Origin of the sequence: Colwellia sp. M166, assembly GCF_024585285.1 — a bacterium.
Lineage (GTDB): Bacteria > Pseudomonadota > Gammaproteobacteria > Enterobacterales > Alteromonadaceae > Cognaticolwellia.
The window spans coordinates 4245073-4271849 of record NZ_CP040755.1 but is presented as its reverse complement, the minus strand read 5'-3'; the positions used below and the strand labels follow the sequence as shown (position 1 = coordinate 4271849).

General features: G+C 38.2%; 25 protein-coding genes and 2 pseudogenes. 18 read left to right on the top strand and 9 right to left on the bottom strand.

The window, feature by feature from the left end; all coding sequences use genetic code 11:
- Nucleotides 1–125: 125 nt before the first annotated feature.
- Both FGD67_RS19295 and FGD67_RS19290 read left to right on the top strand, forming a co-directional pair.
- Nucleotides 126–1730 carry a hypothetical protein gene (locus FGD67_RS19295; RefSeq protein WP_257172657.1) on the top strand — a complete coding sequence of 535 codons (1605 nt, stop codon included), beginning with the start codon at nucleotides 126–128 and terminating at the stop codon, nucleotides 1728–1730.
- Complete coding sequence (locus tag FGD67_RS19290) at nucleotides 1717–2751, top strand: hypothetical protein (RefSeq protein WP_257172656.1); 1035 nt, start codon at nucleotides 1717–1719, stop codon at nucleotides 2749–2751. The genes FGD67_RS19295 and FGD67_RS19290 overlap by 14 nt, the downstream gene beginning before the upstream one ends.
- A 36-nt stretch (nucleotides 2752–2787) precedes the next feature.
- Here the strand turns inward: FGD67_RS19290 and istB are convergent, their stop codons facing one another.
- Both istB and istA read right to left on the bottom strand, forming a co-directional pair.
- Nucleotides 2788–3543, bottom strand: coding sequence for an IS21-like element helper ATPase IstB (istB, locus tag FGD67_RS19285; RefSeq protein WP_257172654.1), 756 nt, complete (start codon nucleotides 3541–3543; stop codon nucleotides 2788–2790).
- Between the two features lie 11 nt (nucleotides 3544–3554).
- A pseudogene (gene istA, locus FGD67_RS19280) lies at nucleotides 3555–5106 on the bottom strand (IS21 family transposase).
- Between the two features lie 182 nt (nucleotides 5107–5288).
- Here istA and FGD67_RS19275 point away from each other — a divergent pair.
- From FGD67_RS19275 to ttcA (FGD67_RS19265), 3 genes are all read left to right on the top strand, one after another.
- Nucleotides 5289–6659: a hypothetical protein gene (locus FGD67_RS19275; protein ID WP_257172653.1), complete on the top strand. Its 1371-nt coding sequence runs from the start codon at nucleotides 5289–5291 to the stop codon at nucleotides 6657–6659.
- Nucleotides 6646–7077, top strand: a complete 432-nt coding sequence (locus tag FGD67_RS19270; protein ID WP_257172652.1) for a hypothetical protein — start codon at nucleotides 6646–6648, stop codon at nucleotides 7075–7077. The genes FGD67_RS19275 and FGD67_RS19270 overlap by 14 nt, the downstream gene beginning before the upstream one ends.
- Before the next feature lie 130 nt (nucleotides 7078–7207).
- Complete coding sequence (gene ttcA / locus FGD67_RS19265) at nucleotides 7208–8089, top strand: tRNA 2-thiocytidine(32) synthetase TtcA (RefSeq protein WP_257172651.1); 882 nt, start codon at nucleotides 7208–7210, stop codon at nucleotides 8087–8089.
- 158 nt (nucleotides 8090–8247) lie between these two features.
- On the opposite strand, the gene FGD67_RS19260 is transcribed toward ttcA (FGD67_RS19265), so the two are convergent.
- Nucleotides 8248–8463, bottom strand: a complete 216-nt coding sequence (locus FGD67_RS19260) for a helix-turn-helix domain-containing protein (protein ID WP_257172650.1) — start codon at nucleotides 8461–8463, stop codon at nucleotides 8248–8250.
- A gap of 125 nt (nucleotides 8464–8588) precedes the next feature.
- Between FGD67_RS19260 and FGD67_RS19255 the strand changes: the two genes are divergently transcribed.
- The 12 genes and pseudogenes from FGD67_RS19255 to FGD67_RS19200 all read left to right on the top strand — a co-directional run bounded on the left by FGD67_RS19255 (nucleotide 8589) and on the right by FGD67_RS19200 (nucleotide 18816).
- A complete protein-coding gene (locus FGD67_RS19255) occupies nucleotides 8589–9110 on the top strand; it encodes a hypothetical protein (RefSeq protein WP_182254340.1) in 522 nt (173 codons plus the stop codon).
- On the top strand, nucleotides 9107–10540 hold the full coding sequence (locus FGD67_RS19250) for a DEAD/DEAH box helicase (RefSeq protein ID WP_257172649.1): 1434 nt from the start codon (nucleotides 9107–9109) through the stop codon (nucleotides 10538–10540). The genes FGD67_RS19255 and FGD67_RS19250 overlap by 4 nt, the downstream gene beginning before the upstream one ends.
- 2 nt (nucleotides 10541–10542) lie before the next feature.
- Entirely contained in the window at nucleotides 10543–10836 is a 294-nt protein-coding gene (locus FGD67_RS19245) for a hypothetical protein (protein WP_257172648.1), read from the top strand.
- Entirely contained in the window at nucleotides 10833–11534 is a 702-nt protein-coding gene (locus tag FGD67_RS19240; protein ID WP_257172647.1) for a hypothetical protein, read from the top strand. The genes FGD67_RS19245 and FGD67_RS19240 overlap by 4 nt, the downstream gene beginning before the upstream one ends.
- Before the next feature lie 10 nt (nucleotides 11535–11544).
- Nucleotides 11545–11757, top strand: coding sequence for a hypothetical protein (locus FGD67_RS19235; RefSeq protein ID WP_257172646.1), 213 nt, complete (start codon nucleotides 11545–11547; stop codon nucleotides 11755–11757).
- Nucleotides 11758–11859: 102 nt separating this feature from the next.
- Nucleotides 11860–12090: a hypothetical protein gene (locus FGD67_RS19230; protein ID WP_257172645.1), complete on the top strand. Its 231-nt coding sequence runs from the start codon at nucleotides 11860–11862 to the stop codon at nucleotides 12088–12090.
- 64 nt (nucleotides 12091–12154) lie between these two features.
- Nucleotides 12155–12787, top strand: coding sequence for a metallophosphatase domain-containing protein (locus FGD67_RS19225; RefSeq protein ID WP_257172644.1), 633 nt, complete (start codon nucleotides 12155–12157; stop codon nucleotides 12785–12787).
- A gap of 305 nt (nucleotides 12788–13092) precedes the next feature.
- Nucleotides 13093–13986 carry a site-specific integrase gene (locus FGD67_RS19220; protein WP_257172643.1) on the top strand — a complete coding sequence of 298 codons (894 nt, stop codon included), beginning with the start codon at nucleotides 13093–13095 and terminating at the stop codon, nucleotides 13984–13986.
- Between the two features lie 7 nt (nucleotides 13987–13993).
- Nucleotides 13994–15223, top strand: coding sequence for an IS91 family transposase (locus tag FGD67_RS19215; protein ID WP_257172642.1), 1230 nt, complete (start codon nucleotides 13994–13996; stop codon nucleotides 15221–15223).
- Between the two features lie 653 nt (nucleotides 15224–15876).
- A pseudogene (ttcA, locus tag FGD67_RS19210) lies at nucleotides 15877–16662 on the top strand (tRNA 2-thiocytidine(32) synthetase TtcA); the annotation flags it as partial.
- Nucleotides 16663–16714: 52 nt separating this feature from the next.
- A complete protein-coding gene (locus FGD67_RS19205) occupies nucleotides 16715–18007 on the top strand; it encodes an NCS2 family permease (protein ID WP_257172641.1) in 1293 nt (430 codons plus the stop codon).
- 38 nt (nucleotides 18008–18045) lie between these two features.
- Nucleotides 18046–18816 (top strand): outer membrane protein OmpK, encoded by a 771-nt coding sequence (locus FGD67_RS19200; protein ID WP_257172640.1) that lies wholly within the window; start codon nucleotides 18046–18048, stop codon nucleotides 18814–18816.
- Between the two features lie 206 nt (nucleotides 18817–19022).
- Here the strand turns inward: FGD67_RS19200 and FGD67_RS19195 are convergent, their stop codons facing one another.
- The 4 genes from FGD67_RS19195 to FGD67_RS19180 form a co-directional block, all read right to left on the bottom strand.
- A complete protein-coding gene (locus tag FGD67_RS19195; RefSeq protein ID WP_257172639.1) occupies nucleotides 19023–19871 on the bottom strand; it encodes a glucosaminidase domain-containing protein in 849 nt (282 codons plus the stop codon).
- A gap of 66 nt (nucleotides 19872–19937) precedes the next feature.
- Nucleotides 19938–20726 (bottom strand): hypothetical protein, encoded by a 789-nt coding sequence (locus FGD67_RS19190; protein ID WP_257172638.1) that lies wholly within the window; start codon nucleotides 20724–20726, stop codon nucleotides 19938–19940.
- A gap of 137 nt (nucleotides 20727–20863) precedes the next feature.
- Entirely contained in the window at nucleotides 20864–21412 is a 549-nt protein-coding gene (locus FGD67_RS19185) for a DUF1415 domain-containing protein (protein ID WP_257172637.1), read from the bottom strand.
- A gap of 43 nt (nucleotides 21413–21455) precedes the next feature.
- A complete protein-coding gene (locus tag FGD67_RS19180) occupies nucleotides 21456–23243 on the bottom strand; it encodes an ABC transporter ATP-binding protein/permease (RefSeq protein WP_257172636.1) in 1788 nt (595 codons plus the stop codon).
- Between the two features lie 198 nt (nucleotides 23244–23441).
- Here FGD67_RS19180 and FGD67_RS19175 point away from each other — a divergent pair, with 198 nt between their 5' ends.
- Nucleotides 23442–23960 carry a DUF2937 family protein gene (locus FGD67_RS19175; RefSeq protein ID WP_257172635.1) on the top strand — a complete coding sequence of 173 codons (519 nt, stop codon included), beginning with the start codon at nucleotides 23442–23444 and terminating at the stop codon, nucleotides 23958–23960.
- Between the two features lie 96 nt (nucleotides 23961–24056).
- Here the strand turns inward: FGD67_RS19175 and FGD67_RS19170 are convergent, their stop codons facing one another.
- Together FGD67_RS19170 and pheT are read right to left on the bottom strand one after the other, a co-directional pair.
- Nucleotides 24057–24350: an integration host factor subunit alpha gene (locus tag FGD67_RS19170; RefSeq protein WP_257172634.1), complete on the bottom strand. Its 294-nt coding sequence runs from the start codon at nucleotides 24348–24350 to the stop codon at nucleotides 24057–24059.
- Nucleotides 24351–24353: 3 nt separating this feature from the next.
- Complete coding sequence (gene pheT / locus FGD67_RS19165) at nucleotides 24354–26765, bottom strand: phenylalanine--tRNA ligase subunit beta (protein ID WP_257172633.1); 2412 nt, start codon at nucleotides 26763–26765, stop codon at nucleotides 24354–24356.
- Nucleotides 26766–26777: the final 12 nt, after the last annotated feature.

The following is a 26777-nucleotide window of genomic DNA, read 5'->3' as shown; positions in this document are numbered from 1 at the left end:
CAGGTCACACCTCTCCCGCCAAAGGGAAATTAGCTCTAGGGTAATCAGCAGAAATACTTCAGTTTAAGCGTACTCATATTTTAGCTTTAACTCTTTATTAAACTTACTTCATAAAAGGTTACCTAATGCCAAAAAAATATTACAAAGGTACTCAACCATCACCATATAAAAAATTTTTAGCCAACGTCCGTTTGAATGGCGGAGATCTAAACGCTACTTTCATCACAAGCGCAGACTTGGTTAATAAAATATATTCTGAAAGGTGGCAACTAACAACTCTATCAACTCGTGGACTAACAACAGATTTAAAACGTTTATATAATTTAGAGTTGTCTTATGAAAATACACAAATGCTTCTTAAGGTATTTAAATATTGGGCCAAAACAATGGCTGCGGGAACAACAGAATCACGTATGGGGGTAATTTGTAAATTAATCAGTAAATATGGATTTCAAATAATTTCAGATTCGCCTTTTTTAAAAGGTAGTTATGCGCAACTGACTACCTCGCATAAAAAAAATCTCAATTATATATTTTTAGTTTTACACGATATATTTTTAAATAAAGAGTTTGAAACTCAGAGAGATTGGTGCAAAGAGAATCTTCCAGACGAGAAGGTCAATCCTCATGACCCTGTCAATGGCGCTTATTCTGACACTGAATTTAATGCTCATATTGATAGAGCTTTAATAGATGTTTCTTTTAACCGAAGTAAGTGGCTTGCAAAAAAGCAAGACACTACTTTTCTAGCCTATTCAGCAGCTATTTGTAGGACTATTGCCTTGATTAGTAGTCGTAGAGGCGCGCAACTATGTCAATGTAAAGTATGTGACCTATCTGAGTATGGTATCAATAATGATGACATTCAGATTGACCAAAAACTTATTTCAATTTTATTTCATAAATCAAAAATAAATGATGCTGGATTCAGATCAAAACCAGAAGGAGATTTCTTTCCATTCTCCGAAGTATTTTCTCAGATTATTATTAATTATTTAGTGGACTATAAGGCATTGATTAAAAGCTATTGCGACACGTTAAAAACGGTGTTCAAACAAGTTCCCTGGGAATGTTTACCTCTCTTCCCTGATCTTTTGTCAATTAAGTCTAAAAATGACCTAATCTTGCCCAATATGCACTCCGATTTACTTCATCGTAACCTTGCTGGGAACATGGGTTCAGCAACTTTCAGTATTAACAGAGTTAGGCACACAACAATTACTCGAGGTACGGAGTTAGATTTAAATAATGCTGCACTAGCGCGCTTAACAGGAGTAACCATACCTGCAGTTAAAAATTATAAAGACTTAACTAAACAATCAAGACACCTAATCAATGAACTATTTTCTAAATGTAACTTGTTAGACATATCCTTTAAATGGACTCGACAAGATTATAACGAACATTTTGCTAAAACTTATACCGATGAGTTTGGGAGAGAGATAGGGGGAGTAAAAAAGGACACTGGATGTTCTGGTTGTACAAAAAAACTAGGGGCCCCGCTGGGGTGTTATGCATGTGGGGCAGATTTATTCATTCCTTTTATTGAAGCAGACCATCAATCACAATTGATCAAAGCTCAAGCTAAACAAGGTTTCCTTGAAAAGGTAGGCTCTAATCACCACCAATTATTTGAAATCAAAGCCATCATCAAACGTATTTTGGCAGTTATCCATTTACAAAAAGAGCAGTTAGTTATTGTCGGAGATAGCTTAGATGAACAAGTTTAAACAGTTTGAAGAAAATCTAGTAAAACAAGCAAAGCAAAGTTTTGAGAAAACAAACTTAATGCATAAATGTGATGGCAGTGGTATTGCTGATTGGTATGATGACTGGGCCTGCTTCCCAAATAAAAAAAGAACGCTTTTACGCTTTTCCAAATGGGTTAATAACTCCAAAGAAAGTAGATTTGATGTAGCAAGGGCTTTTGCTATTGAATTTGTAAATCGTAATTTAAGCCATGAAGAAATTCAAATATCAATACAATATGCGTTTCGAGCCTGTAATCACCTAAACAAAAGAATTTATAACATTGAACAAGAAGACTTCTTATTTCTTTTAGCTTCATTTAAAAAATTAAACTATTCAATTAAGAATGGATATCACTTCTGGAATTGGTGTAAAAAAAACCAATTAATACCTGAAAATTTAATCCCGCCAACAGTAAAAGATAATCGAAATAGAAGTCCTGAAGAAGAAGATCTTCGCCATTCAAAAATGTTAATCTCCGACGAGCAAGTAGCAGCTATTGGTGTTGCATATAACGAGCTTTATTCTGATGACGGTTTAAAAAAGTATGGGTTTAAAGCATACCCTCAAGAATATTTAGCCATAGCTTTTTGTACCTTAGGAATGGCAACACCGTCAAGGTTAGACGTAGAAATTTGGGGCTTGCCAGCCCAAAAAATAAAAACACATATAGATACTAATATAAAAAGTGACGAAAAATCAAAAGTATCACATTTTCTCTTCTGGAAAGGCTCTAAAAACTATCCTGACAACCTCACTATGTTACTTAGCGTACTTAAAGATAATGTAGAAAGAATTTTTGAAGTAATAGAAAAAGAATCTTTGCCAGCCAAAATACTTTCATTCTTTATGGCTAACCCTTCTCTTTCGTTGAACAATGTGATGGAGGAATACCCCAATTATAAATATGAAATAGATACCTACCCTAATTTAAATTTTCAGTCAAAAACCAATATATTGCGTATTCTCATGACTTTGATCACCGATTCTCATCAGCTTTGATCACTTGATTTATCATTTTGTAGAGCCATTCTTAAACTAACTTAACTGATCATCATCAGTCAATTTATTTAACTGTTTTCGTATCGATTCTCCTTTTAAATTCACCTTGATTGCACCATGAATAAGCCTGTCTAAAATAGCATCAGCGTGCGTTGATTCTCCGATCATTTCATGCCAGTTTTCCTGTGGTAACTGACTAATAATGATGTGTGATTTATAACCATACCTCGCATCAATTAATTCAAGTAAGTCACTTCTCTGTTGAGCACTGAGTGGCTCAAGCCCCCAATCATCTAAAATAAGTAAGTCGACTTTAATGAGTTTACTCAGTAACTTTCGATAACTGCCATCGGCCTGTGCTAGGAATAGACTTTCAAGTAATTCTTTTAGCCGAATATAAAAAACGCTTTTACCTTGTAGGCAATGTTCATGGCCTAAGGCACACGCTAGGTATGTTTTGCCACAACCTGTTGCGCCCGTGATTAATATATTCTGATGTAAACTCAGCCAGGTACTTTGGCTGAGACTACGTATTTGCGTTTTATCTAGGTTGCGCTTCGGCGAGTAAATGAGTTGGTTTAATTGACCCGGTAACCTGAATTTAGCTTGTCGTACAAGTCGATCGATTTTTCTTTCATCACGTGTATCAATTTCATGTGTGAGCAATAAACTGATGCGCTCTATAAAGCTTTGCTCTTGATATAGGTTTGGCTGTTCAAGCTGTTGCTTGAGTGCTTGCTTTATACCCGATAACTTGAGCAGTTGAAGTTGCTGATTAATGGTGTCTATCATGTTGGTATTCCTTAATGGTAGTAATCTGTGCCACGTATGTTGCTATGTTTGACTGATTTTTCTGGCTCTGTTTGCTGTGTGGGTAAGGGTTGCTGATCTAACCCTTTTTTTTAATATCTGTTTAATTGATCTAAGCGTGGTCGTATTCATACTGATTGCCCGATAACATGCTTGTTCGAGGCGTGGTTTTGAGTAGGTTTTAGCTAAACTCAACACGCCTAAACAGCTGCGGTAAGCTTGCTCAGGATGGCGTTTTCTATTAAGCAGTAATTCAACAACCTGATGGGTATAATCACCGATACTCAATGCCCATGAGCGTAAGTTTATTGGTGACTGCTCATGCTGTTTTTGATGCGCCTTTGGCATATGATGTGCCTGTGTTGTATGTCCGCCTAAACGGTTCGACCTTGGATGTTGCGCAATCAAGGTATCGTGATGATAAAGCTGTACGAGTTGATTGGTGATGTGTGCACGCAATTGTTTCTTAACCCATTGATGTGGCACGCTGTAGTAGTGTTTTTCTATGTCAACATGATAATCAATGTGTACACGCACCGTTTTGATTTGTGTGTATTGATAAGGGTTCTCAGGCAATGGTTTTAATGCATTTTTATCGACTAAATCAAATAGCTGCTTGCGTGATTGTTGGTATTGCTTCATCACCTTATTGTTCATCACGTCAAGTAACTTTGCTATTTCATGATTTAATTGCGCTAAACTATAAAAGGTTTGGTGACGCAAACGCGCCATGATCCAACGCTCTACAATTTGTACACCGACCTCAGCTTTGGATTTATCTTTGGGTTTATAAGGTCTAGCGGGTATGACAGCGACATTAAAGTACTCTGCTAGCTGGTGGTATGTCGGGTTTAGGTCAGGCTCGTAGCGACAAGTTTTACTCACCGCACTTCTGAGGTTGTCGGGAATAACAACGTCAGGAACACCACCTAAAAACTCAAAGCAACGGGCATGACTCATCACCCAATCTTCAAGTTGTTGACTATAGGTTGCCTCAGCATAGGTATAATTTGATGCGCCTAGTACAGCAACAAATACCTGAGCGGTACGTTTTTCCTGTGTCGTAGGGCAAGTGATGGCAATTGTGGGACCACAATAATCGACAAACAGTTTTTCACCGCCTTTATGCTGCTGACGCATGGATAGCCGCTGCGTACCTAACCACTGCTTATAAGCACGGCAGAAGTGACTGTAGCTGTAATAAGGCTCGCCCACTTTTTCAAGTAACTCATCAAACACGAGCTGCAATGTTAAGAGTTTATGTTGTTTTAAATCCTTATTGATACTTAACCAATCAGGCGTTGGGTATCTTTTCTTACGTGTTGAGAAGCGCCTTAGTTTGGTATTGAGAAACGAATTTTGTTGCTGCTCCTCTGGAATTGGCCATTGATTAAAGCCTAATTCATTCGCCTTTTTAACATAATTTGCGACGGTGCCAGGCGAAATATTTAAGCTTCTTGCGATCTCTCGATGAGATAACTTTGCTGAGTACTTCAGCCGTAAAATAGAATGTAATTTACTCATAGATATAGGTTTTGTTGCCATTATTGTTATCCTCACCAAACGATTTAGATAACGGTTTAACATACCTACAAAAATTGATAAAACATGAACTCAGTGACGAGTGGTATTAAGCTTTGATCGGCAAAATCATTAAGAGCACAAAAGTGATCATTTACAAGTGATTTTAGTGATCAAAGCTTAATGAGAATAAGCGATCAAAGTTAATGCCATTGGGTGATCAAAGCTGGAGAGAATATGCAAATATATTTCATCTTGGTTTGATTATAGGACTTTACGATGAAGAGCCAATACTGCCAGTTGATGGACAACACGATGAGAACATAAAGATTAATAGACCAATTCATTGGAAAAGATTTAACTATTTACAAAACATTGACAATGATGCCTTAATATTAAGTGACTCCTCCATTATTTCGCTATATAGAAAGTCGACTCTCGGAATTCAACATCTTTACGCCTCCCGACACCAAAGTTTTGAACCTTTTAAAGATTACCTGTTTAAAGGAAAAGATAGTACAACATTAACGCAACTATCTGACTTAATCATAGAATCAAATAAATTTGTAAATGGCTCAGTGGAAAACATTACTCGAGGTAAAAATGTAAAAACCAAAGTATCAGAAGCTATGTTTGTTTTCACGTCATTAACACTTAACAAAAGGAGAGAAGGAAGAATAAACAATACATTTAATACTAACATAGTCCCTATTCCTAGTATGTATAGCTTGCAAATTTCAACTAAAAGGCCACATTACAATCGAAAATGGATTGAATCGGCACTGGCCTTGGTGGGGTTAGAAGGTATGGGATTTGCCCCTCACCAACTAAGGCACTGGGTTAACCATCACGCTAAAGAAAGCGGCATACCAATCTCAGTTATTAATCTGTGGTCAGGTAGAAAGGATGCAGACCAAGCGTATGAATATATTCATACAATTGATGAAGATAATGCCAAGCAAATAAACTCTATCCTTGTTAATAAATCAGAGATGGAACCATCTTCCGACATTAAGTTTACTAGTATTAAAAAAATTAAAGATATACGTAAATTACCTGCAACAATTATGTCAGAAGGTGTATGCATTCAAGATTTGGTTACTATGCCTTGTCGTTTCTTAAACGATTTTATGACAAGTTGTTTTGGTTGTAATGAAATGTGTTATATCAAAGGTGATGAAAAGGGATTAAAGCTTCTAAAGTATGATTTAGATGTTCAAATGGAAAGACTTAGTACTGTGGAATCACATAAAGATTTTGCAGTAAATAAAGCCTCTCAAGAATGGTATAAAACTCACTTAAATAAAACATCTGTACTAAAGGTTTTGATAGAAATCCTTGAAAATCCGGCAGTCCCTGATGGATCAAGCGTTAGGATGGCTGGTGATTTAACAGCATTAGAGTTCAGGGTACAAAACTTAGATACAGCGGACATAGCAGTGAGACAATTATCACTTGAAGATACTAGTAAATCATTAAAAATTTTAATTGATAGTACAAAAACAAAGAAAGCCACTTCAAATCAAAGGTTAGAGAACTTATTGAGTAGTTACGGGGTTAAAAATGGCAAAAACTAATTTAGATGGGAGAATAAAATTAACTCGTCAGTTAGAGACCAAGATAGTAGCAATACTTCGACGATGGAACTCAAAAGTAACTTGGGACTTAGTCATTGAGCGAATTAAACACGAGTTAGATTTTGACGTAACTAAACCTACACTTAGAAAATTTGATAAAATAACGCGTGAATTTGAAAACGCAAAAGGTAGGTACAAAGGAGTGCATACGCTTCCTCGTACCGTGGTTAAAAACATCACTGAAGCTGGTATAGATTATTACAATAAATATAGCGCTCTGCTTGTAGAAAAAGAGGTTATGCAAGAGATGCTTGACGAGCAATATGCACTTATAGAAAAGATGTTTAAAAATGCAGAAGAAATCCCTAATTTATCAATTGATAGGCTTCTTAGAGAGCGACCTGAAGATATGACTTAATTATAGGCTTTGAGGGAGTCAGCATAAAAAGTAAAATTAAAACCTCATAAGTCGAATTACGTTAAGCTTGGTCTATGATAGAATCCTTTCGAAAAAATTTCCCCATACGTTTAATGGTAATAATAGCGCAATGAATACTAAGCATAACCTTAATAACAAGCTCGAAAAAAAAATCCGTCACCTTACTGGTAAAGCTATTTTTGATTACAATATGATCGAGGAAGGGGATAAAATATTCTGTGGGTTGAGTGGTGGAAAAGATTCTTTCGTAATGCTTGATACCTTACTACATCTTCAGCGTGTTGCCCCTATAAAGTTCGAAGTCGTCGCAGTTAACCTAGACCAAAAACAGCCAGGTTTTCCTGAAGAAATTTTACCTAACTATCTAAAACAAAAAGGTATTGATTACTATATTGTTGATAAAGACACCTATTCTGTAGTAAAAGAAAAAGTTCCTGAAGGTAAAACAACATGTTCTTTGTGCTCGCGACTTAGAAGAGGATCGCTGTATGGCTTCGCGGAAAAAATTGGCGCAACCAAAATAGCCTTGGGTCATCATATGGACGACATCGTTGAAACCCTGCTAATGAATATGTTCAATAATGCAAAGTTGAAAGCCATGCCGCCCAAGCTGCTCAGTGACGATAAACGCAACATCATCATTCGACCGCTTGCCTATTGTCGAGAGAAAGATATTGCGCAATTAGCTGAGATTAATAACTACCCTATCATTCCTTGTAACCTTTGTGGCTCACAAGAAAATTTACAAAGAAAAAAAATAAAGAAAATGCTTAGTGGTTGGGATCAGGAAACTCCAGGTCGTATTGAAAGTATTTTTAAAAGTACTCAAAGTGTCAGCCTTTCCCAGCTTGCTGATACCAACTTATTTGATTTTTCTAACCTTATGCTTGATAGGACTATGGAACCGAAAGTACAGCAATTCGAAGGAGCAGCTATTTCTTCTTCAAATTTAATCGACATAAAAAATATAGAAATTATCGATGCTTCTTAGTGAGCAGTTGAAACACACATATTTGTGTGTTTCAACCTTCTAAGTCTACTGAACCCCAAACGCCTTATAAGCGGCATCCACAGGGTCACTATAAAAGCTCACTTGGAACTTACTAAAGGTTTCTGCTGGGAAGTCCAATTTAATAAAGAGAGTTGTTCTTATTTCATTTCAGGTAGAAGCTCCGCTGGCTTACATTCTAGGGCCGCTGCCAATATATATAACTTATCTATAGTGATATTTACTTCACCTCGATCAATACGACCAATATAACTTCGATCAATTTGACTCTTTACAGCTAATTTATCTTGAGATATTCCTTTAGCTGTTCTTACGGAGCGAATTTTTTCTCCGAATCGTTTAGATAGTTCACTCACTAGAAAATTCCTAAGCAAATGAGCGACTATTCCATATTGCGGATTATAATATCACAGAGTATAATCCGTGGGATTATAATCCCACACAATGAATCTATTGTTTTATATATATCTAGGAAAATAAAATGAAATTGAATCAGTCGTTGGCTCAAATTATTTCAGCGCCCAATTTTGATAATTTTTCTGCTGTAGAACTACGAGCTGCATACATAACTCTTCATTCTGACAAACAATTAGCTCCTAGTACTGCTCGACGATTTGTTTATGCTGAGCTAGTAAAATTAGTAAAAAAGGGTTGGTTGAGAAAAACAGTTTCAAAGAAAAAAGAAATTACAACTTTCATTAAAACAAACTCATTTAATGCCAATGAAATTACTTATGTTCATGAGGAAGAAAGCAATGAAGTGCTCCCCCCTTCCAACACAATACAAAACTCTCTGCAGGAACGTTTAAAAAAATATAAAAATGAACTTTTGATGAGTTATGGAGAATCGAGTGAGTATAAACAGCTTTGTAATGACTTCCCTGAATTATATGAACTTCTACAGCCTCAGTACAATAATGCCCGTGAACAAAACGCTAGACTATTGGGTAAAATAAAAGCTGTAGAAAATTTAATTAATGATGGTAAAAATAAAGTAGTATGAAACTAAGAAAATGGCAGTCAGCATGCGTTCATAAAGCATTTAAAAAATATTTGAATGGCATTACTCATTTTTTAGCATTAGCTACACCGGGTGCTGGTAAAACATTTATGGCATCTGAGTTAGCTGACCAGCTTTTAAAAGGCGGCTTTGTTGATTTAATTATTTGTTTTTCTCCGTCTTCAATTGTTTCTCAAGATTTTAGTGAAAGCTTGCAGTTAAAAACACAAGAACGATTTGATGGACTTATGGGAGCTAAGGGTCACTCCCTGACATACCAAAACTTACAGTATCTCGATGAAAATTTTTGGCAGTTATTCCATAGGTACCGAGTATTCGTGATCTTTGATGAAATTCACCATTGTGCTGGCTCTAATATTGATAATGCTAATGCATGGGGCGAACAAATAATATTAAACATTCAAGATAAAGCTAAATATACATTGGCGTTAACAGGAACACCTTGGCGCTCTGATGCTGCTCCTATCGTTCTTTCTAACTACTTACACCCTAGCAACAAAATATCCTGTGATTACGTTTATGGGCTTGCTGAGGCTATTCAGGATGATGTTTGTCGTATACCGCAGATAATCGCAGTTGATAATAATAATATTTCTGTTGTAGATGACGAAGAAACAAAAACATTCAACAGTTTTAAAAGTTTATTATCGCAGTCAATCATCCCATATCAGGAAATTATTGAAAGTGAAGAGGTAATTAAATACGTTATTTCGTCTGCACAGAAAAAGCTTAGCGCAATTAGGATTAAAAACTCTGACGCTGCGGGGTTAATTGTTGCGTCATCGGTGGAGCATGCAAGACAAATCTCAACGTTAATGAAAGCCTGTTTTAACGAAGATGCCGTTGTTGTTACTTACAGAGAAAATGAGCCAACCAGTATTATTCAACAATTTAGGCATGCACAAACTAAATGGATAATATCCGTAGGCATGATCAGTGAGGGAACTAATATCCCCCGATTGCAGGTTTGTTGTCACCTCACCAATATCAAAACTGAAATGCACTTTAGACAGATTTTAGGCCGAATACTCAGAATGACAAGTTCAAAGAATCAAGACGCTGTTATGTATATGCCTGCAGAGCCTAAGCTGTTGGAATATGCTTACCGAGTTAAGCAAGATGTACCTTTTGAAGCTGATGTGGTTAAGTTTGAAAAGATGAGCACTAATGTTGAAGACGATGTAGATGATGGTGTTGCCCATGCAGTTAAATTTGACAAGACAAAATCCAACCCTCCCAAAATAGAGATTAAATTAAATGGATTTGATAGTGTTTCTGAACATGCTACCTTCGATGGAGTTAACAAAACAGTTGATGAACATTTTTTAACAAGCTCTTATGAAAAAGTCGTCAATATATTTGGGCGATTTAAGCAAGAATCGATAGCTCTTGGGTTAAGCGAATTGAGGTAATTATGATTACAGTTGAAAAATTTAAGGAAAAGTTAGGGCTGTCTAACCAACCTAGTTGGTTACATGTTGCAGTTGATGCTAGTAATGCAACCCAATTTTATATCGTTGGTAATGGGGGTATGGGAACTACAATAAGCGCATCTATTGAAAGTTATTCACCTGAAATCAAAGAGTGCGTAGTTAGCATGATTAACTCTGGAGAGCTTATTAAAAATGAAAAGAAAAACCTTTTGCTCGATAGAAATATCCTAGTACATTATTTACCTCTGTCAGCAGTTCAGGAGGATGGAATATGAGGGATTTCAAAACAGTTAAGCGACAAGAGGTCATTAAATTAACTTGTGATGGTTGTGGCCTACAAGCAAGTGCTGACGGTGACTATGAATTTCAGGAGTTTATTTCAGTTAAACGCACTTGTGGCTACGGAAGCATTCATGGTGATGGCAAACAAATTGATATTGATTTATGCCAGCAATGTTTTGCTGATATGTGTGGCGATACTCTGACGATAATTGACCCTTTAGATAATCAAGATTCTAACTCCTATGAAGATACGCTGGAATATCAAAATATCTTTGAAGCCATCACAAAATCAAAGCATGAAGCTAATGAGTTAAAGCAAGGTAGTGATAACAAAATTTTTGCGCGCGAGATTTTATCCGCCAACCGAATATCCACCCAAAAAGAGCTTCAAGCGGCCCTTAAACGCGTAGAGCAGCTTTGGGATGCTCAATACCATAGTGCTGAAGGTAATGAACTGCACAAGCTTGCAGATTTAATATGTGCCTATGAAAATAAAAGTTGGGATAGCTATTTTGCTCAAATACCACTGGCAGATGATAATTTTATGTCTGAAAGGTTGAACTCTATTGAGGGTTTACCCCTTGAAGAATCGGGAGTGGCAAGTGGCATATTAGCGGATACTCCAGTTAATAAAAATATAGATGAAGATGATTCACGTCAATCAGCCATTGATGAAGAAAATACCGATTAAGGAGAAATTCATGTCACAAGTTGAACCAAACAGTGCAAAAGAACTGCTCGAAACGATTGAAAAAGTATGGGCTAAATATCCAGACTTACGATTAACTCAGTTATTAGTGAATGTTATCAAGCCTTCTGAATCTTGCTCTGAAATATATTATGTAGAAGATAGTAAGCTAGTTAAATTACTAAATGAATTAGCAGCGGAAGAACTAGAAACATCTGATGTCTAGGCAAATACCATTGATGAATTGCTCATGTGAGCTGATTAATCAGCGGTCGATAAGTCAGAAGACTGAAACGTATTAAAATTAAATTATTACGAGATAAAAAATTTGGATACTGAAAAACTGATCCGCTTAGGACAAGAGCTACAGGCTGAATTACAGTTTGGCCCCGAAGACGGGGTAACCTCTAAGGCGCAATATGATGAAATTCTGAAACTTATAGATATACTTACGTATGATCACGAAACTCATGATAAGAACTGGGCATTGCTAGAAGTCCTTGTCCCTGCCATTACACGGTATGACGATAATAATGCTAATTGGCCTGAATCACCTTAAACAAAGGGCATGCACTAAGAGGTTTACCAAATACAACCGTTGGATTGACTGAGCTTACTTAACAATGAATAAAAAACTAAAATGCGTAGCTATTGCCGACACTCATGGTATGTACAGAGATATCAAAATTCCTGATGGAGATATTCTCATTCATGCTGGAGATATCACAAGGCAAGGGAGATTACATGAACTTTATGATTTTAATGACTGGTTAGGTGAGCAGCCGCATCAACATAAAGTTGTTATTGCTGGCAATCACGACTGGTGCTTTGAAAGTCACCCTAATGGAAGCAGAAGCGCTATAACCAATGCTATTTATCTACAAGATGAATCAGTCGTCATTAATGGGGTTAAATTTTATGGCTCACCATGGCAACCTTGGTTTTTAGATTGGGCTTTTAATTTACAACGCGGCGAAGAGATACAAGAAAAATGGGATTTAATCAGTAATGATGTCGCGGTATTAATTACCCATGGACCAGCTTTCGGTATATTAGATAAAGTTGCTAGAGCTAACGTGGGCTGTGAAAATCTATTAAGTAAGATTGAAGAGATAAAACCCAAAGTTCATGTTTGTGGGCATATTCATGAAGGATACGGTGAAGTTATTATAGAAGGCATTAAATTTATAAACGCCAGTATAAATACTGAACACTACAAACCTATTAATGATCCAATTTTATTTACATTGGATTGAATACAGTGTATTTCTGAACAAAAGCTAAAGACAGTAGCTAGCCAATTGCGGACGTTAAGCCTTTGCAAATTCAGGAGCATATTTAGGGTAATATTAACCTAAATTTTCTGCTCACTTGTGGGGCTGATTTTAGCTCATTGCTGCCGTTGGCTACTCGTATCTGTACATTCACTTTTGCCACAAAGAACTAAACCGCTCGCGCGGTAATGGCGTTCTTGGCTACCACTGAATTCCTTTTCAACCTTTGTACTTTTTACGACTCTAACTCCTCAGGCATTTCGCCTATAACCCGAGGAGTTCATCTCATGAATATCAGCACTTACTTCCCACCTGAATTACTTAAACGTCTTGAAGACGATATCACCTTACGTAAACTCGGCTCAGGTAGTCTCGTGGCCTACGTTAGAGGGATTTCTAAACTCTGCGATTATCTGCAACGCTCGCCAGAAAATATTACGGCTGAAGACTTACGACTATTCCAATTACATTTAGTTAATATTGGCACCACAGGTCAAACGATTAATGTCACCTTGACCGCCTTGCGCTTCCTATACAATATTACACTGGATAAACCCGAAGTCGTGTATAAGCTCAGCAGTGTACCGGTCGCTCGTAAATTACCCGAAATACTCAGCATGGATGAAGCCAAACAGCTCATTGATTCGGCGATGCACCCGAAATTTAAAGCGGCATTGGCCGTAGCTTATGGCGCTGGTTTACGGGTGAGTGAAGTCGTCAATCTCAAGGTCAGCGATATTGACAGTGAACGAATGGCACTTCGGGTTGAACAAGGTAAAGGCCAACGAGACCGTTATGCCATGTTATCCCCGGTATTGCTTGAACACCTGCGCAACTGGTGGCGCTTTGCTAATCAACAGGGGCAGATGTTTGAAGGGGGTTGGTTATTTCCGGGCAATAACCCTATCTATCATATGACCTCTCGCCATTTGAGCCGAATATGTAAAGCCGCCGTTTCTACAGCAGGTATCACTAAAAAGATATCTATGCATTCCTTGAGGCATAGCTTTGCCACGCACTTATTGGAAGCCAAAGTGGATATTCGCGTGATACAAGTACTGCTTGGACACAGTAAACTCAATAGCACCGCCTTGTATGCGCAAGTTGCGACGGATTTATTAAAAGAAGTCACGAGTCCGTTAGATACCATCATGAAGAAGAAAGGTAAAGCAAAGGAGTGAGTCGGTCATGTCTCGCCCTAAACTGGAAGTAGCGGATGTGTTTCGTGTTGCGGGTCAAACTTATCGTGATGAGAATGCAGGCCATTTAAGCTTACAACAACACAAAGTCATGTCAGCCATTGAACACTGTCGAACCAGTGTGCTCGGGGGGCATGTTTTGCAATGCCCTGAATGTGAGCATGTTCAGGTTGCCTATAACTCTTGTCGAAATCGCCATTGCCCGAAGTGCCAAGCCAGCTCAGCTAAACGCTGGTTAGAGGCTAGGCAAACAGAGCTATTACCGGTTGAGTATTATCATTTAGTCTTCAGTTTACCTAGCGAACTTGCTGATTTGGCTTATTACAACAAGGACGTGATGTATGGAATTTTGATGAAAACGGCAGCACAAACCTTATTAACCATTGCGGCAGATAAAAAACATTTGGGCGCACAAGTGGGGGTAACCTTCGTGTTGCATACGTGGGGAAGTGCCATGATGCACCACCCACACGTGCATGGGATTGTCCCAGGCGGTGGACTGTCTCTCAATGGTAAACAATGGCTCAGTTGTAAAAAAGGCTTCTTCTTGCCTGTTCGGGTCTTATCGCGTCTGTTTCGCCGTTTGTATTTAGCGCGGCTCAGCGAGGCTTATCAGCAAGGTAAATTACAGTTCTTCGCCAACACGAAAACGCTAGCAGATGAGCATGAGTTCAATGCTTGGTTAAGTAAACACCGTAAAATGGAGTGGGTTGTGTATGCCAAACGCCCGTTTTCTGGCCCTGACGCCGTATTAAGGTATTTGGCTAGATACACTCATCGAGTCGCAATTGCCAATTCTCGCTTAGTGTCGATGGATAAAAATACTGTCAGTTTCCGCTGGAAAAACTACCGTGTCAAAGCACGATGTCGACAACGTGTGATGCAACTGAGTCATGATGAGTTTATACGTCGCTTCTTGCTGCATGTACTGCCCTCGGGCTTTCACCGTATTCGTCATTATGGTTTAGTGGCTAATGCCGGTAGAAAGCGAAATCTGCAACAAGCAAGGCGGTTACTCAATGTGCCAGCGCTTGAGACAGCAGTACAGGAAGCCGCAGAAGTAGCGAAGCTAGATCGTACTGATCCCTTTATCTGCCCGAAATGTCATACGCCAATGATGATCATTGAGTTGCTTGTTGGGATAAATTATCCTCGCGCTCCGCCTGAGAAGATCATTAATCCAGTAGAGAGAATGACGTTTAAAAAAAGGACAGTATAATCGTCAGGGATAGCTTTGCCTTACTGGCTGAAAAGGCGTTATCACATCAACAAAAGAGAGTGTATTTATGATGGAAAATCGAATGGTTGTGACTTACCACGGTCAATCCAGACAAGTTAAGATAAAAGCCACCCTACAACTACCACCCACAGAGATACAATCCCCATAGGCACTTGCTTCCCGCGGTTTCTTCATTGTGGGCTTTGTCGACATCCGCTCCAATTAGGGCATCATCACGGCTTAGATCATGACACTGATGATCTACAAACCTACACAAAGTGATCATAAATCCTATGGCGTTATGTGCCCCATAGTGAGATAGAAAACTAACTTATTTAATGACCGAAATAATAGGCTCAATATAGTCATTTAGTCCTTACTCAAAACATACTTGCTAGTTCAAATTTTATCGCAAATTTTTTTAATCTACTTTGAGCTTAAAATATAACCTTTTCTTAAATGAGTACACATTAACAACAAAAAATAGAAAGTAATTTTAAAGAAAATTAGTACTATTTATGATTTAAACAATGAAATTTTCTATTTCTGTCTATTTTAACAAACTAATAATACGTAAATATTGACATGTAGACTCTTATAAATAGGTCATTTTATATTAATTATAAATAAATTTAAAAAGTTATTGCACATAAGGCAAAGACAGCTATGCCATGCTTGAAATCCTGATGCGTTTGAAAGAGTCCGCTCCTATTCATTTTGATTTAGTTGCCGTTAATCTTGACCAAAAACAACCCGGTTTTCCTGAGCACATATTACCTAATTACCTTGAATCACTCGGGGTTGCTTATCAGGTTGTTGAAGAAGACACCTATGCTATTGTCAAAGAAAAAATTCCTGAAGGAAAAACCACCTGTAGCTTATGTTCACGTTTACGCCGAGCATTGTTATACAAAGCGGCAAAGGCTCTAGGCGCAACAAAAATAGCACTAGGCCATCATCGTGACGATATGGTTGAAACGTTAATGCTTAATATGTTTTACGGTGGTAAGCTCAAATCAATGCCGGCCAAGTTAGTCTCTGACAATGGTGAGCATGTGGTTATTCGTCCATTAGCATTTTGTAAAGAACAAGAGCTTATTCAATATGCTCAGCTCAAACAGTTCCCTATTATTCCTTGTAACTTATGTGGCTCTCAGCCAAACCTACAGCGTCAAAATATCAAAGCTATGCTACAAGACTGGGATAAAAACCACCCTGGCCGTATAGAGTCAATGTTTACTGCGATGCAAAATGTTGTCCCTTCACATTTATGTGATAGTGAACTCTTTGACTTTAAAAGTATCAATGCGACTTCTGGTATTATTGATGGTGGAGACACAGCTTTTGATCAGGAAATTTTTAGTCAAGCAACAGCGCTTGAAAGTAATAACTCTAAAGTTAATTCTGCCGACTTACTACAAGTAGTAGAAATTAAATAACACCATATATTTATCACCCTTTTAGCATTTTATTTTTGAATAAGGCTTAGTTATGCTCGAAAAGTTATTTCAGTTACAACAACATAAAACCACCGTGAAACAAGAGATCATTGCCGGTTTTACCACCTTTTTAACCATGGCTTATATTATTTTTGTCAACCCCGCGATGTTAGCCGATGCCGGCATGGATCACGGCGCTGTGTTTGTTGCTACCTGTATTGCGGCCGCCATTGGTTGTTTAGTGATGGGCTTGCTTGCTAACTATCCGATAGCTCTAGCGCCCGGTATGGGGCTAAACGCCTTTTTCACCTACACGGTAGTACTTGACATGGGATATACCTGGCAAGTGGCCTTGGGTGGCGTTTTCTTTTCCGGGCTTATTTTTATTATTTTAAGTTTATTTAATATCCGTGAATGGATAATTAACAGTATTCCGCACTCATTACGCTTTGGTATCGCCGCAGGCATAGGTTTATTTCTCGCGTTTATCGCCTTAAAAAATGCCGGTATTGTTGTTGATAGCCCAGCAACGCTGTTAACTTTAGGTGATATTACTTCAATGCCCGCAATCTTCGCAGCAATCGGGCTGTTTCTTATTGTCGGTTTGGCAAATAGAGGCGTCAATGGTGCGGTGATGATTTCCATTTTAGTTATCACGCTACTAGGCATTATTGTTGGCGATATCCAATATCAAGGTCTGGTTTCTCTGCCGCCTTCTATTGCTCCGACATTCATGCAACTCGATATTGCCGGCGCACTCGAAGTCGGTATGCTTTCGGTGATATTTGCTTTTCTTTTTGTCGATTTATTTGATACTTCAGGCACACTAATAGCCGTCGCACAACGTGGTAATTTACTTGATGAAAAAGGCAATTTCCCTCGTTTAGGTAAAGCACTTTTAGCCGATTCAACCGCCACTGTGGCAGGTAGTATGTTAGGTACCTCAACTACGACTAGTTATGTTGAAAGTACTGCGGGTGTAAGTGCTGGAGGTCGTACTGGCTTAACAGCCGTTACGGTAGGTGTGTTATTTTTATTATCATTAATGTTTTCACCATTAGCGGCCATGGTACCGGCTTATGCTACAGCCGGACCATTATTTTATGTTGCGGTATTAATGCTAGCAGGCTTGGTAAATGTTAAATGGGACGATTTATCTGAAGCTGTTCCAGTGACAATTATTTGTATTACCATGCCATTAACATTTTCAATTGCCAATGGTATTGCCTTTGGTTTTATTAGTTACGTAGCCGTACGAGTTTTTAGTGGCCAATTTAATAAAATTGATATCAGTGTATTATGTTTAGCGGTATTGTTTTTATTAAAATTTGCTTTTTTTGCCTAACTTTTGCTTTTAAACTTTTATTTACTGGGAAAACATCAATGTCTATCACATCTAAAATTTGTAAGTCGGTGCTTTTTACAAGCATAGTATTAACCGGATCGGTCAATGCTAAAACATTATGGAGCGACAACTCCATCAGCTATCTAAATAATACTAACGATTATCAAGTATATGAAAACGATAACGTTAACGTAATTACATTTGAGCACGCCTCTGGTCATAACTGGGGCGATGTGTTCTTTTTTTTAGATCGCATTACCGCCAGTGAAGATGATAACCATGTTCGTTATGAAGAAACCTACGGTGAAATTTCTGCACGTTTAAGCCTTAGTTACCTAACAGGTGAAAAATTAGCATTTGGTGCCATCAGCGATTTATATATTGCTACAACCTATGAGCACGATACTGGCAACAGCGGTGGCTTTGGTTTTGGCTTTAACAATTACTTAGTTGGCGTGGGTGCATCGTGGGATGTTTCAGGTTTTGACTACTTACAAAGTAATGTTTACCTTGCTGAAAATGACGATACTGACAACGATTATCAACTTACACTCGCATGGGGGTATCCAATCGCTATTGGCAATCATGATATTATTATTGATGGTTATATTGATTGGTCATCAGCTGCAGACGATCATAAAGCTGACTTTCATTTTAACCCGCAAATACGCTTAGATGTGGGTAAATATTTTGGTAAAGCCAAATTTTTTGAAGTCGGTTTCGAATACTCATATTGGCATAATAAGTTTGGTATTAGTGGTTTAGATAATGAAAACACCCTAAGTGCGATGGTAAAGGTACACCTATAACAGCACAATTGTTGTTAGCGCCTTAAGCCAGCTTAAAAGTTAAAACAGCAATCAGTAGAAAAATTAAAAGCTCATTAGCAAACACTAATGAGCTTTTTTATATGTAAATTGAACCGCTAAATAAATACAGCTTTTAACCATTTCACTTTGCGCATTTATTTGCTTATCAGTGATATCTCATCAGCTTTAAAGCGATTAAAATAAGCCTATGACTTATTTGGAATAGTGAAATACTTACGGTTATGACGGATCATCTCGGTTAACTCCAAAACATAATCGGTACCGCGTTCAGAGTAGGGAATTAAGCCTGTGGCAAGAATTTCAGGTGCTAATGGTTGATTTTGTTCTCGTAACTGGCTTCGTATAGTGCGAAAAACCGTGTAGGCACTATTGGTATTCATATTATGTAAATAACGTGCAACACCCTGTTTTATAGAACTGTATGCCGCAACTTCATGCTTAGCACCGGTATTACGACTGCCCGGCACCATACCACAGCCTTTTTTGTAACACCAAACGCCAAAGAAGTTCAAACCAATACGGGCAAATCGCGATGTTCCCCAAGCTGACTCGTTAGCGGCTTGAACTAAGATCAGTGCTGGTGGAATGATGTCGACTTTAACCTGTAACTCATACAGTTGTCTTAAAAGTGAAAACTTTTTACTGACTTTATATTTTTCAATTAAACTGTCAACTAGCGCAAGATCTTGCTCACTAAACGGCTGCTCTAGTGTTAATTGTGCAATTAAGCGTTCAATTTCAACACGTAGAGTTAATATTCTATTATTTTCAGCAAACACGGCGGGTTTTATAAAAGCAAAAAATTGTCGCTTTTTCTCTTTTACATCGCGAATTTTAGCAAAATTCGGCAACTTAACGTCATGCAGTGGCTGTTCGACTTTTTTTACTACTTTAGGTGTCACTTTAGGCGTTACTGGTGTTTCATCCTCGATATGCTCTTCTATAGCTATAAAAGTAAATGGAGCGATTAAACCAATACCTAATAAGGCAAGAAATATTAATCCTAAAAAATGCTGTTTATTAAATCTTGTCAAGCCAATAGTTCCTTAAGCAATAATCTTCAGTATCATTCACTAAGTAAAATCTGCAAAGTAAATACATTAAGCAGAAAAAGTATCCGTAATGGTATTGGTTTGATCACCAGATGCTGTCATTTGTAAACCAAAAATTTCCCGATATAAAATACCTTTTACGTTATAAAACATCGGCGCGATATAAGCTAAACAAAAAATAAATAAAGCTATAGCAACAAAACCCAGTTCAGAGCCGCCTGCCGCAGCTATCGGCAATGCAGAAACCACAACGGCCAAGGCTAAGACCGCATAAAGCGAAAAAATTTTAAACCACTGAAAACGGGTTGCTTGCAAGCTCACCGAAATGGCTTTTATTGGCGACATTTGCTTTTCAACAATTAAAGGCAAGGCCAGCGATAACGCCACGGCTAAAAATATCCCAGGTAAATAGAATAAGGTTAGCCCAATAGTCACCAGTGTTGACGTTAATAAAGCACAAACAGCAACCCAACTACCACGCTTTAAAAAAGCAAAAATCAATTGTGGCCGTGTTTTTAAGCCGACAGAATGAAAAACCCCCATCATTTCAACTCCGACAATGAATGGGTAGACCACTAACGTCACTATGATATTAAGCAAGGTTGCCGATTGTTGGTCTTGAATGGCAACTTCAATGCCACCTAATTGACTACTCACTAACATAGAAACCAACATACCGATGATCAAACAAGTTACTAAGCCCAAATTAATTGCCATACGTGACTTTAAAGTGATTTGCCATGCTTCTTTTAATATCGCGGTAACATCAAGCGAGTATTGACCTTTAATCGCTTCTTCAACACTACCACCAACTTTTACAACCGGATCTTTTTCCACAAAAAATATTACCTAATTCGTAAACGCGCTATCAACGTTTATCATCTCTTAATTGCCGTCAGTATATCGTAATTTGTACCTGTGTGTGAATAAGCAGAAGAAAGTTGTGAAAATTTGATAAAATACTCTTTTATCAGTTAGCTATTATTTTTAATTTTTGCCAACAGGCTCTTGAAGTACTGAGCACCTTTCTGCTCGGCTAAAGCAATATTATTATCGGGAATAGCTTGCGGGTTTTTATAAACACTCAAGACTCTTGCCATACCTTGTTCACGAATTAAGTGCAATGTCGGGTAAGGTGAGCGATTAGTAAAATTACTAGCATCGTCATAATTAGCATCGGCAAAGCAATACTCAGGATGAAAAGTCGCAATTTGAAAAACACCTTCAAAGCCCTGCTCAACCACAAGTTCATTAGCGTAATCAACCAAATCTAAAAAACGATTAAAGCTTCTAAAGCCATCACGGTAAATTAATAAACTGGTTTCTATTTCCGAGTTAGCTTGTAAGTAATGGCATTGTGCTAGTAATTCAGTTAACGCTGACTTTAGCTGTTCTTGGGCGCTGAGATGATAGTGAATGGTTTGATTAACAAATTCTTTCTTCGCGAATGGGCAAAAATTCAAACCAATAATGACTTGTTCAAGCCATTGTTTCGTATGTTCTATTTCAGGTATTGTTGTCATAGTATGGACTTAGTTTAGTTTACTTCTTATTCAAGTGTTTATTTTAACTCTGAGTACTTTGCTGCAGTTGCCACATGGTAAAATAATGGCCTTTTTTGGCTAATAAGCCCTTATGCGTACCCTGCTCAACAATTTCACCCTGCTGCATCACCATGATATTATCAGCGTCTACTATAGTTGATAACCTATGGGCAATAACTAAACTGGTTCTATGCTCAGCAACTTCTTTTATCGCGGTTAATATCGCTTGCTCTGATTGGCTATCAAGCGAAGATGTTGCTTCATCAAAAACTAAAATCCGCGGATTTTTTAAAATAGTACGAGCAATCGCTACTCGCTGCTTTTCACCGCCAGAGAGCTTTAAACCACGCTCGCCAACAATAGTTTCCATGCCATCAGGTAGTCTAGCGACAAAATCTGATAAATGAGCCATTTTAAAAGCATTATTAACTTTTACTTCATCAGCTTTAGGTTCACCATAGTGAACATTGGCAAACAGCGTATCATTAAACAACACGGTATCTTGCGGCACAATACCAATATTTTTTCGTAAGGAATGTTGAGTAACTTGGCGAATATTTTGCCCATCAATGGTTATTTGACCACTGTCACAATCGTAAAATCTAAATAATAATTTAACTAAAGTTGATTTTCCTGAGCCGCTTTCACCAACTACAGCCACTTTTTGCCCAGACTTAATAGTGAATGATATATTTTTGATAATTGGACGTTTAACATCATAAGCAAACGACACACCTTCAAAGTTAATTTCTGCTTGAGACAAACTTAGTACATCAGCATGTTCATCATCTTCTACTTTGGGCTTCTTCAACATCAATTCAAACATCTGCTCAATATTGGCCAATGAGCCTTTGATTTCACGATAAACAAAACCTAAAAAATTCAGTGGGATAAAAAGTTGCATCATGAAAGCATTAATCAATACGAAGTCACCTAAGGTCATTTTTTCATAAGTTACTTGATAAGCAGCAAGTGCTAACATCGCCGTCATTGAGCAGGAAATAATCAGTGCTTGGCCGCCATTTAAGGCAAATAAAGATAGTCGATTCTTCATCTTTGCCTGTTCCCAGCTAGCTAATTGGTTATCATAAGCTGAGGCTTCATATGCTTCATTCGTAAAATATTTAACCGTTTCATAATTCAGTAAGCTATCAATAGCACGGGTATTACTCGATGAGTCAGCCTTATTCGCTTCACGTATAAAGCGTGTACGCCAGTCTGTCGCATAAACAGAATACCCGATATACAGCACGATAGAAGATAGCGTAATAAGCGCAAACCAAATGCCATAATTCACTAATAAAATCCCCACCACCATGACAATTTCGATCAGCGTTGGGATAATATTAAAAATCATAAAGCGCATTAAGAAATTAATGCCTGAAGTCCCGCGATCAATATCGCGTGACAAACCGCCAGTTTGGCGATTTAAATGAAAATCTAAATCTAATTTATGCAGATGCTGAAAAACTTTTAGGCCAATTCGACGAATTGCTCGTTCAGTAACACGTCCAAACAAGGTATCACGAATTTCAGCAAATATAACTATGGTGAGTCTAACGAGTCCATAAGCCCCCACTAAAGCAAACGGCACTAAGTAAACGCGGTTTTCTTGCTGAGTATCTAAAACATCAACAATATCTTTAAGAATAAAAGGTAAATAGACGCTAGCAACTTTGGTCAGTACTAGGCAAGCTAAAGCAAAAAATATACGTGCTTTAAACTCAAGTAAATAGGGAACTAATAGCTTAACAACACGCCAATTAAAGGTAGTAACTTCTTGCTCGGGCTGATGGGATGATCTGCGCATAGGGTTGATAAATTCCAATTAACGTTTAGGAAAAATACAGCGAACTTATGTCATAATATATTAACATCGATACCGTATTAGGTCTGAAAAATATTCACTTTTCATCACTGGCACCGTTAAGAAGAGCTCATTGTCTATGAACTTTTTTTGTAGTTGTGCTAACGTGAAACTATTCTTCTAATTCTGTGACTCGCTCTTATGTTTGCCTTGATTAATAATATTATCGATCGCTGTTTCTTTACTGCTATTTTCATATTGGGTGTGCAGTTACCTGAGTTTATGCAGCAATATCAGCAGCGCCTAGCAGGTCATTTGGCTGAAGCTCAATCGCAATTAAATCAATTTGAAATGATAGCCCAACAGCATTTTGATGGCAGCATAGTGACCATGATCACACGCTACAAAGACAATAGCGAAGCCGCTATTATTAGCACAGGAGAACTCATTGAACGCTTATCTTTGCGTGTTGACTACCTCGCTAACCACTTAGCACAGATAAGCCAATCCGATTATCTAGACAATGTTTATCTGTTTATTTGGCATTTAGACCGAGAAATTGCTAATGGTACTGCTGAGCACTTCTCAATGGCCATTCCGCTTGAGCTAAACGCTATTGCTACTGGTGGCACACTGGCTATTACTGCTCTGATATTAAAAGCATTAAGCATCAGCGTGGTTAAATACCCTTTCAAGAAAAAGTTAGCACAAAAAAATTAATCATGCTTTTATTGCACAGCAAAAAAGGTTGCCAAGGCAACCTTTTTATACAGTACTAATGCAAGTACAGCACTAATGCAAAACTGAACGGTTTACTTATTCGCCATTGCCGTCTTCGACGCGACTTTTAAGTTTTTGCCCAGGACGAAAGGTTACGACTTTACGTGCTGAAATTGGAATATCTTCACCGGTTTTAGGATTGCGTCCAGGACGCTCACTTTTAACTCGAAGATCGAAATTACCAAAACCAGACAACTTTACTTGCTCGCCTGTTTCTAGCGTTTCACGAATTTCTTCGAAAAACACTTCAACCATATCTTTTGCGTCGCGCTTACTCAGCCCAACTTTTTCAAATAAATGTTCTGCTACTTCTGCTTTTGTTAGCGCCATTATTTAATCCCTCAGAGATGCATTTAGTTCAGTTTTCAATGTATCAACCACTCGGTCAACTACGTCAGTGATATCCTTTTCTGCTAAGGTTTTATTATTATCTTGCAATGTCATTGCTATTGCTAAGCTCTTAAAACCAGATTCAATACCATTACCTCGGTATACATCGAACAAGTTTAGATCAACTAAATAATTTCCGCCAACCTTTTCAATAAGTTGTAGGACATTATTTGCACTTACTTGCTCTTCAACAACCACAGCTATATCACGTCTATTGGCCGGAAAGCGAGATATGTCGCGTGCTTGCGGGATGTTTTGTGTACAAATTTCAGTCAATAAAAGTTCAAAAATTAATGTTCGGCCATTTAAACCTAATTTTCTTTCTAATTCAGGATGTAAGGCACCAACGTGACCAACTAAAACACCATTTTTGTGAATGGCAGCCGTTTGGCCTGGATGTAAAGCATCAACTTCCGCCTTTGAGAAAACAAAAGCACTTTCGTTACTTGTTAGACTAAGCAAAGCTTCAACATCTGATTTAATATCGTAAAAATCAGTTGCTGCTTTTTCGATATCCCAATGTTCTTCACTACGTTGACCGCTAACAATACCCGCGATCATATTATCTTGACGAACGCCATTCTCAGCACTTTCATCAGGAATAAAACGTAAACCGGTTTCAAATAAGCGCACTCGCCCTTGTTGACGGTTTTGGTTATAGGCTACAGATTGTAATAAGCCGGTCCATAAACTGATACGCATTTCTGACATTTCAGATGAAATAGGATGTGGTAAGGTCATCGTTGCTTGACCAGGATGCAATTGCGCCTGTACTTTCGGGTCAACAAAGCTATACGTGATCGCTTCTTGGTAACCACGATTAACTAAAACATTACGTAACTTACTTACCGGTAGCTGTGCTTCTTTTTGCTCACGCATCGCTAATGTCGCTTTTGGTGAAACATTAGGAATATTGTTGTAACCAAAAATACGCGCGACTTCTTCAATTAAATCAACTTCAATACTGATATCAAAACGATACGCAGGTACAACGACTGTCCATACTTTCTCTGCATCGACACCGTCTTCAGTAACACTAAAACCTAAACGCGTTAGAATATTAGTTACTGTTGCATCATCAATATGATGGCCAATACGGCTATCTAATTTGGCACGACGTAAGGCCACTGTTTTTTCAGCTGGAACATGCTCTTCAGACATAGCTTCAACAATAGGTCCGGCTTCACCGCCAACAATTTCAAGTAATAATTGTGTCGCACGTTCCATGGCATCACGTTGTAGCTGAGGATCAATTCCACGCTCATAACGGTGTGATGCATCGGTATGTAAACCATACTGACGTGCTTTACCTAAAATAGCTAAAGGGGCAAAAAAAGCGCTTTCTAAAAAGATATCTTTAGATTCGCTAGTAACACCTGACGCTAAGCCGCCAAAAATACCGGCCATGGCCAATGCTTTTGCATCGTCAGCAATAACTAAGGTTTGGGTCGACAATGTCACTTCATTACCATCTAGCAATGTTAGTTTTTCAGCGTCATTCGCCAAACGGACATTAATGCCACCATCAATCGCAGCTAAATCAAAGGCATGCATTGGATGACCTTGCTCTAAAAGCACATAGTTCGTGACATCAACCACAGGGTCAATTGCACGTGTGCCACAACGACGCAGTTTTTCCACCATCCATAATGGGGTTTGTGCATTGATGTTAATATTTTTAATCACCCGGCCTAAATAGCGCGGACAGGCTTTTTCAGCTGATAAGGTAATCGCTACCGTATCGTCAATCGTTGGCGTAACCGCGGTGATAGTTGGCTCTGTAACGCTTAAGCTATTCAATACACCAACTTCACGAGCTAAGCCTTTAAGGCCTAAACAATCACCACGGTTAGCGGTTAAATCGACGTCGATGGTAACATCATTAAGATCAAGGTATTCTCTTACGCATTGACCAATAGGTGCATCACTGGCTAATTCCATGATGCCATCAGAATTATCAGCTAAACCGATTTCTGACTCACTACACAACATACCGTGTGAAGGTACACCGCGAAGTTTTGCTTTTTTAATTTTAAAGTCGCCCGGTAATACCGCGCCAACAGTGGCAACCGCAACTTTTAAACCTAAACGACAGTTTTTAGCACCACAAACAATATCGACTAACTCGCCGTCATTAAAATCTGGTCCTAAATTAATTTTTGTTACTTGTAATTTGTCTGCATCAGGGTGCGGACCACATTCAACCACTTCACCAATTAATACACCACTAAATTCGCCTGCAACAGGCTCAACGGCGTCTACTTCAAGACCAGCCATGGTAATTTGATGGGCTAATTCATCTGAAGATATAGCAGGATTTACCCACTCACGTAACCAAGATTCACTAAATTTCATTATATGGCTTTC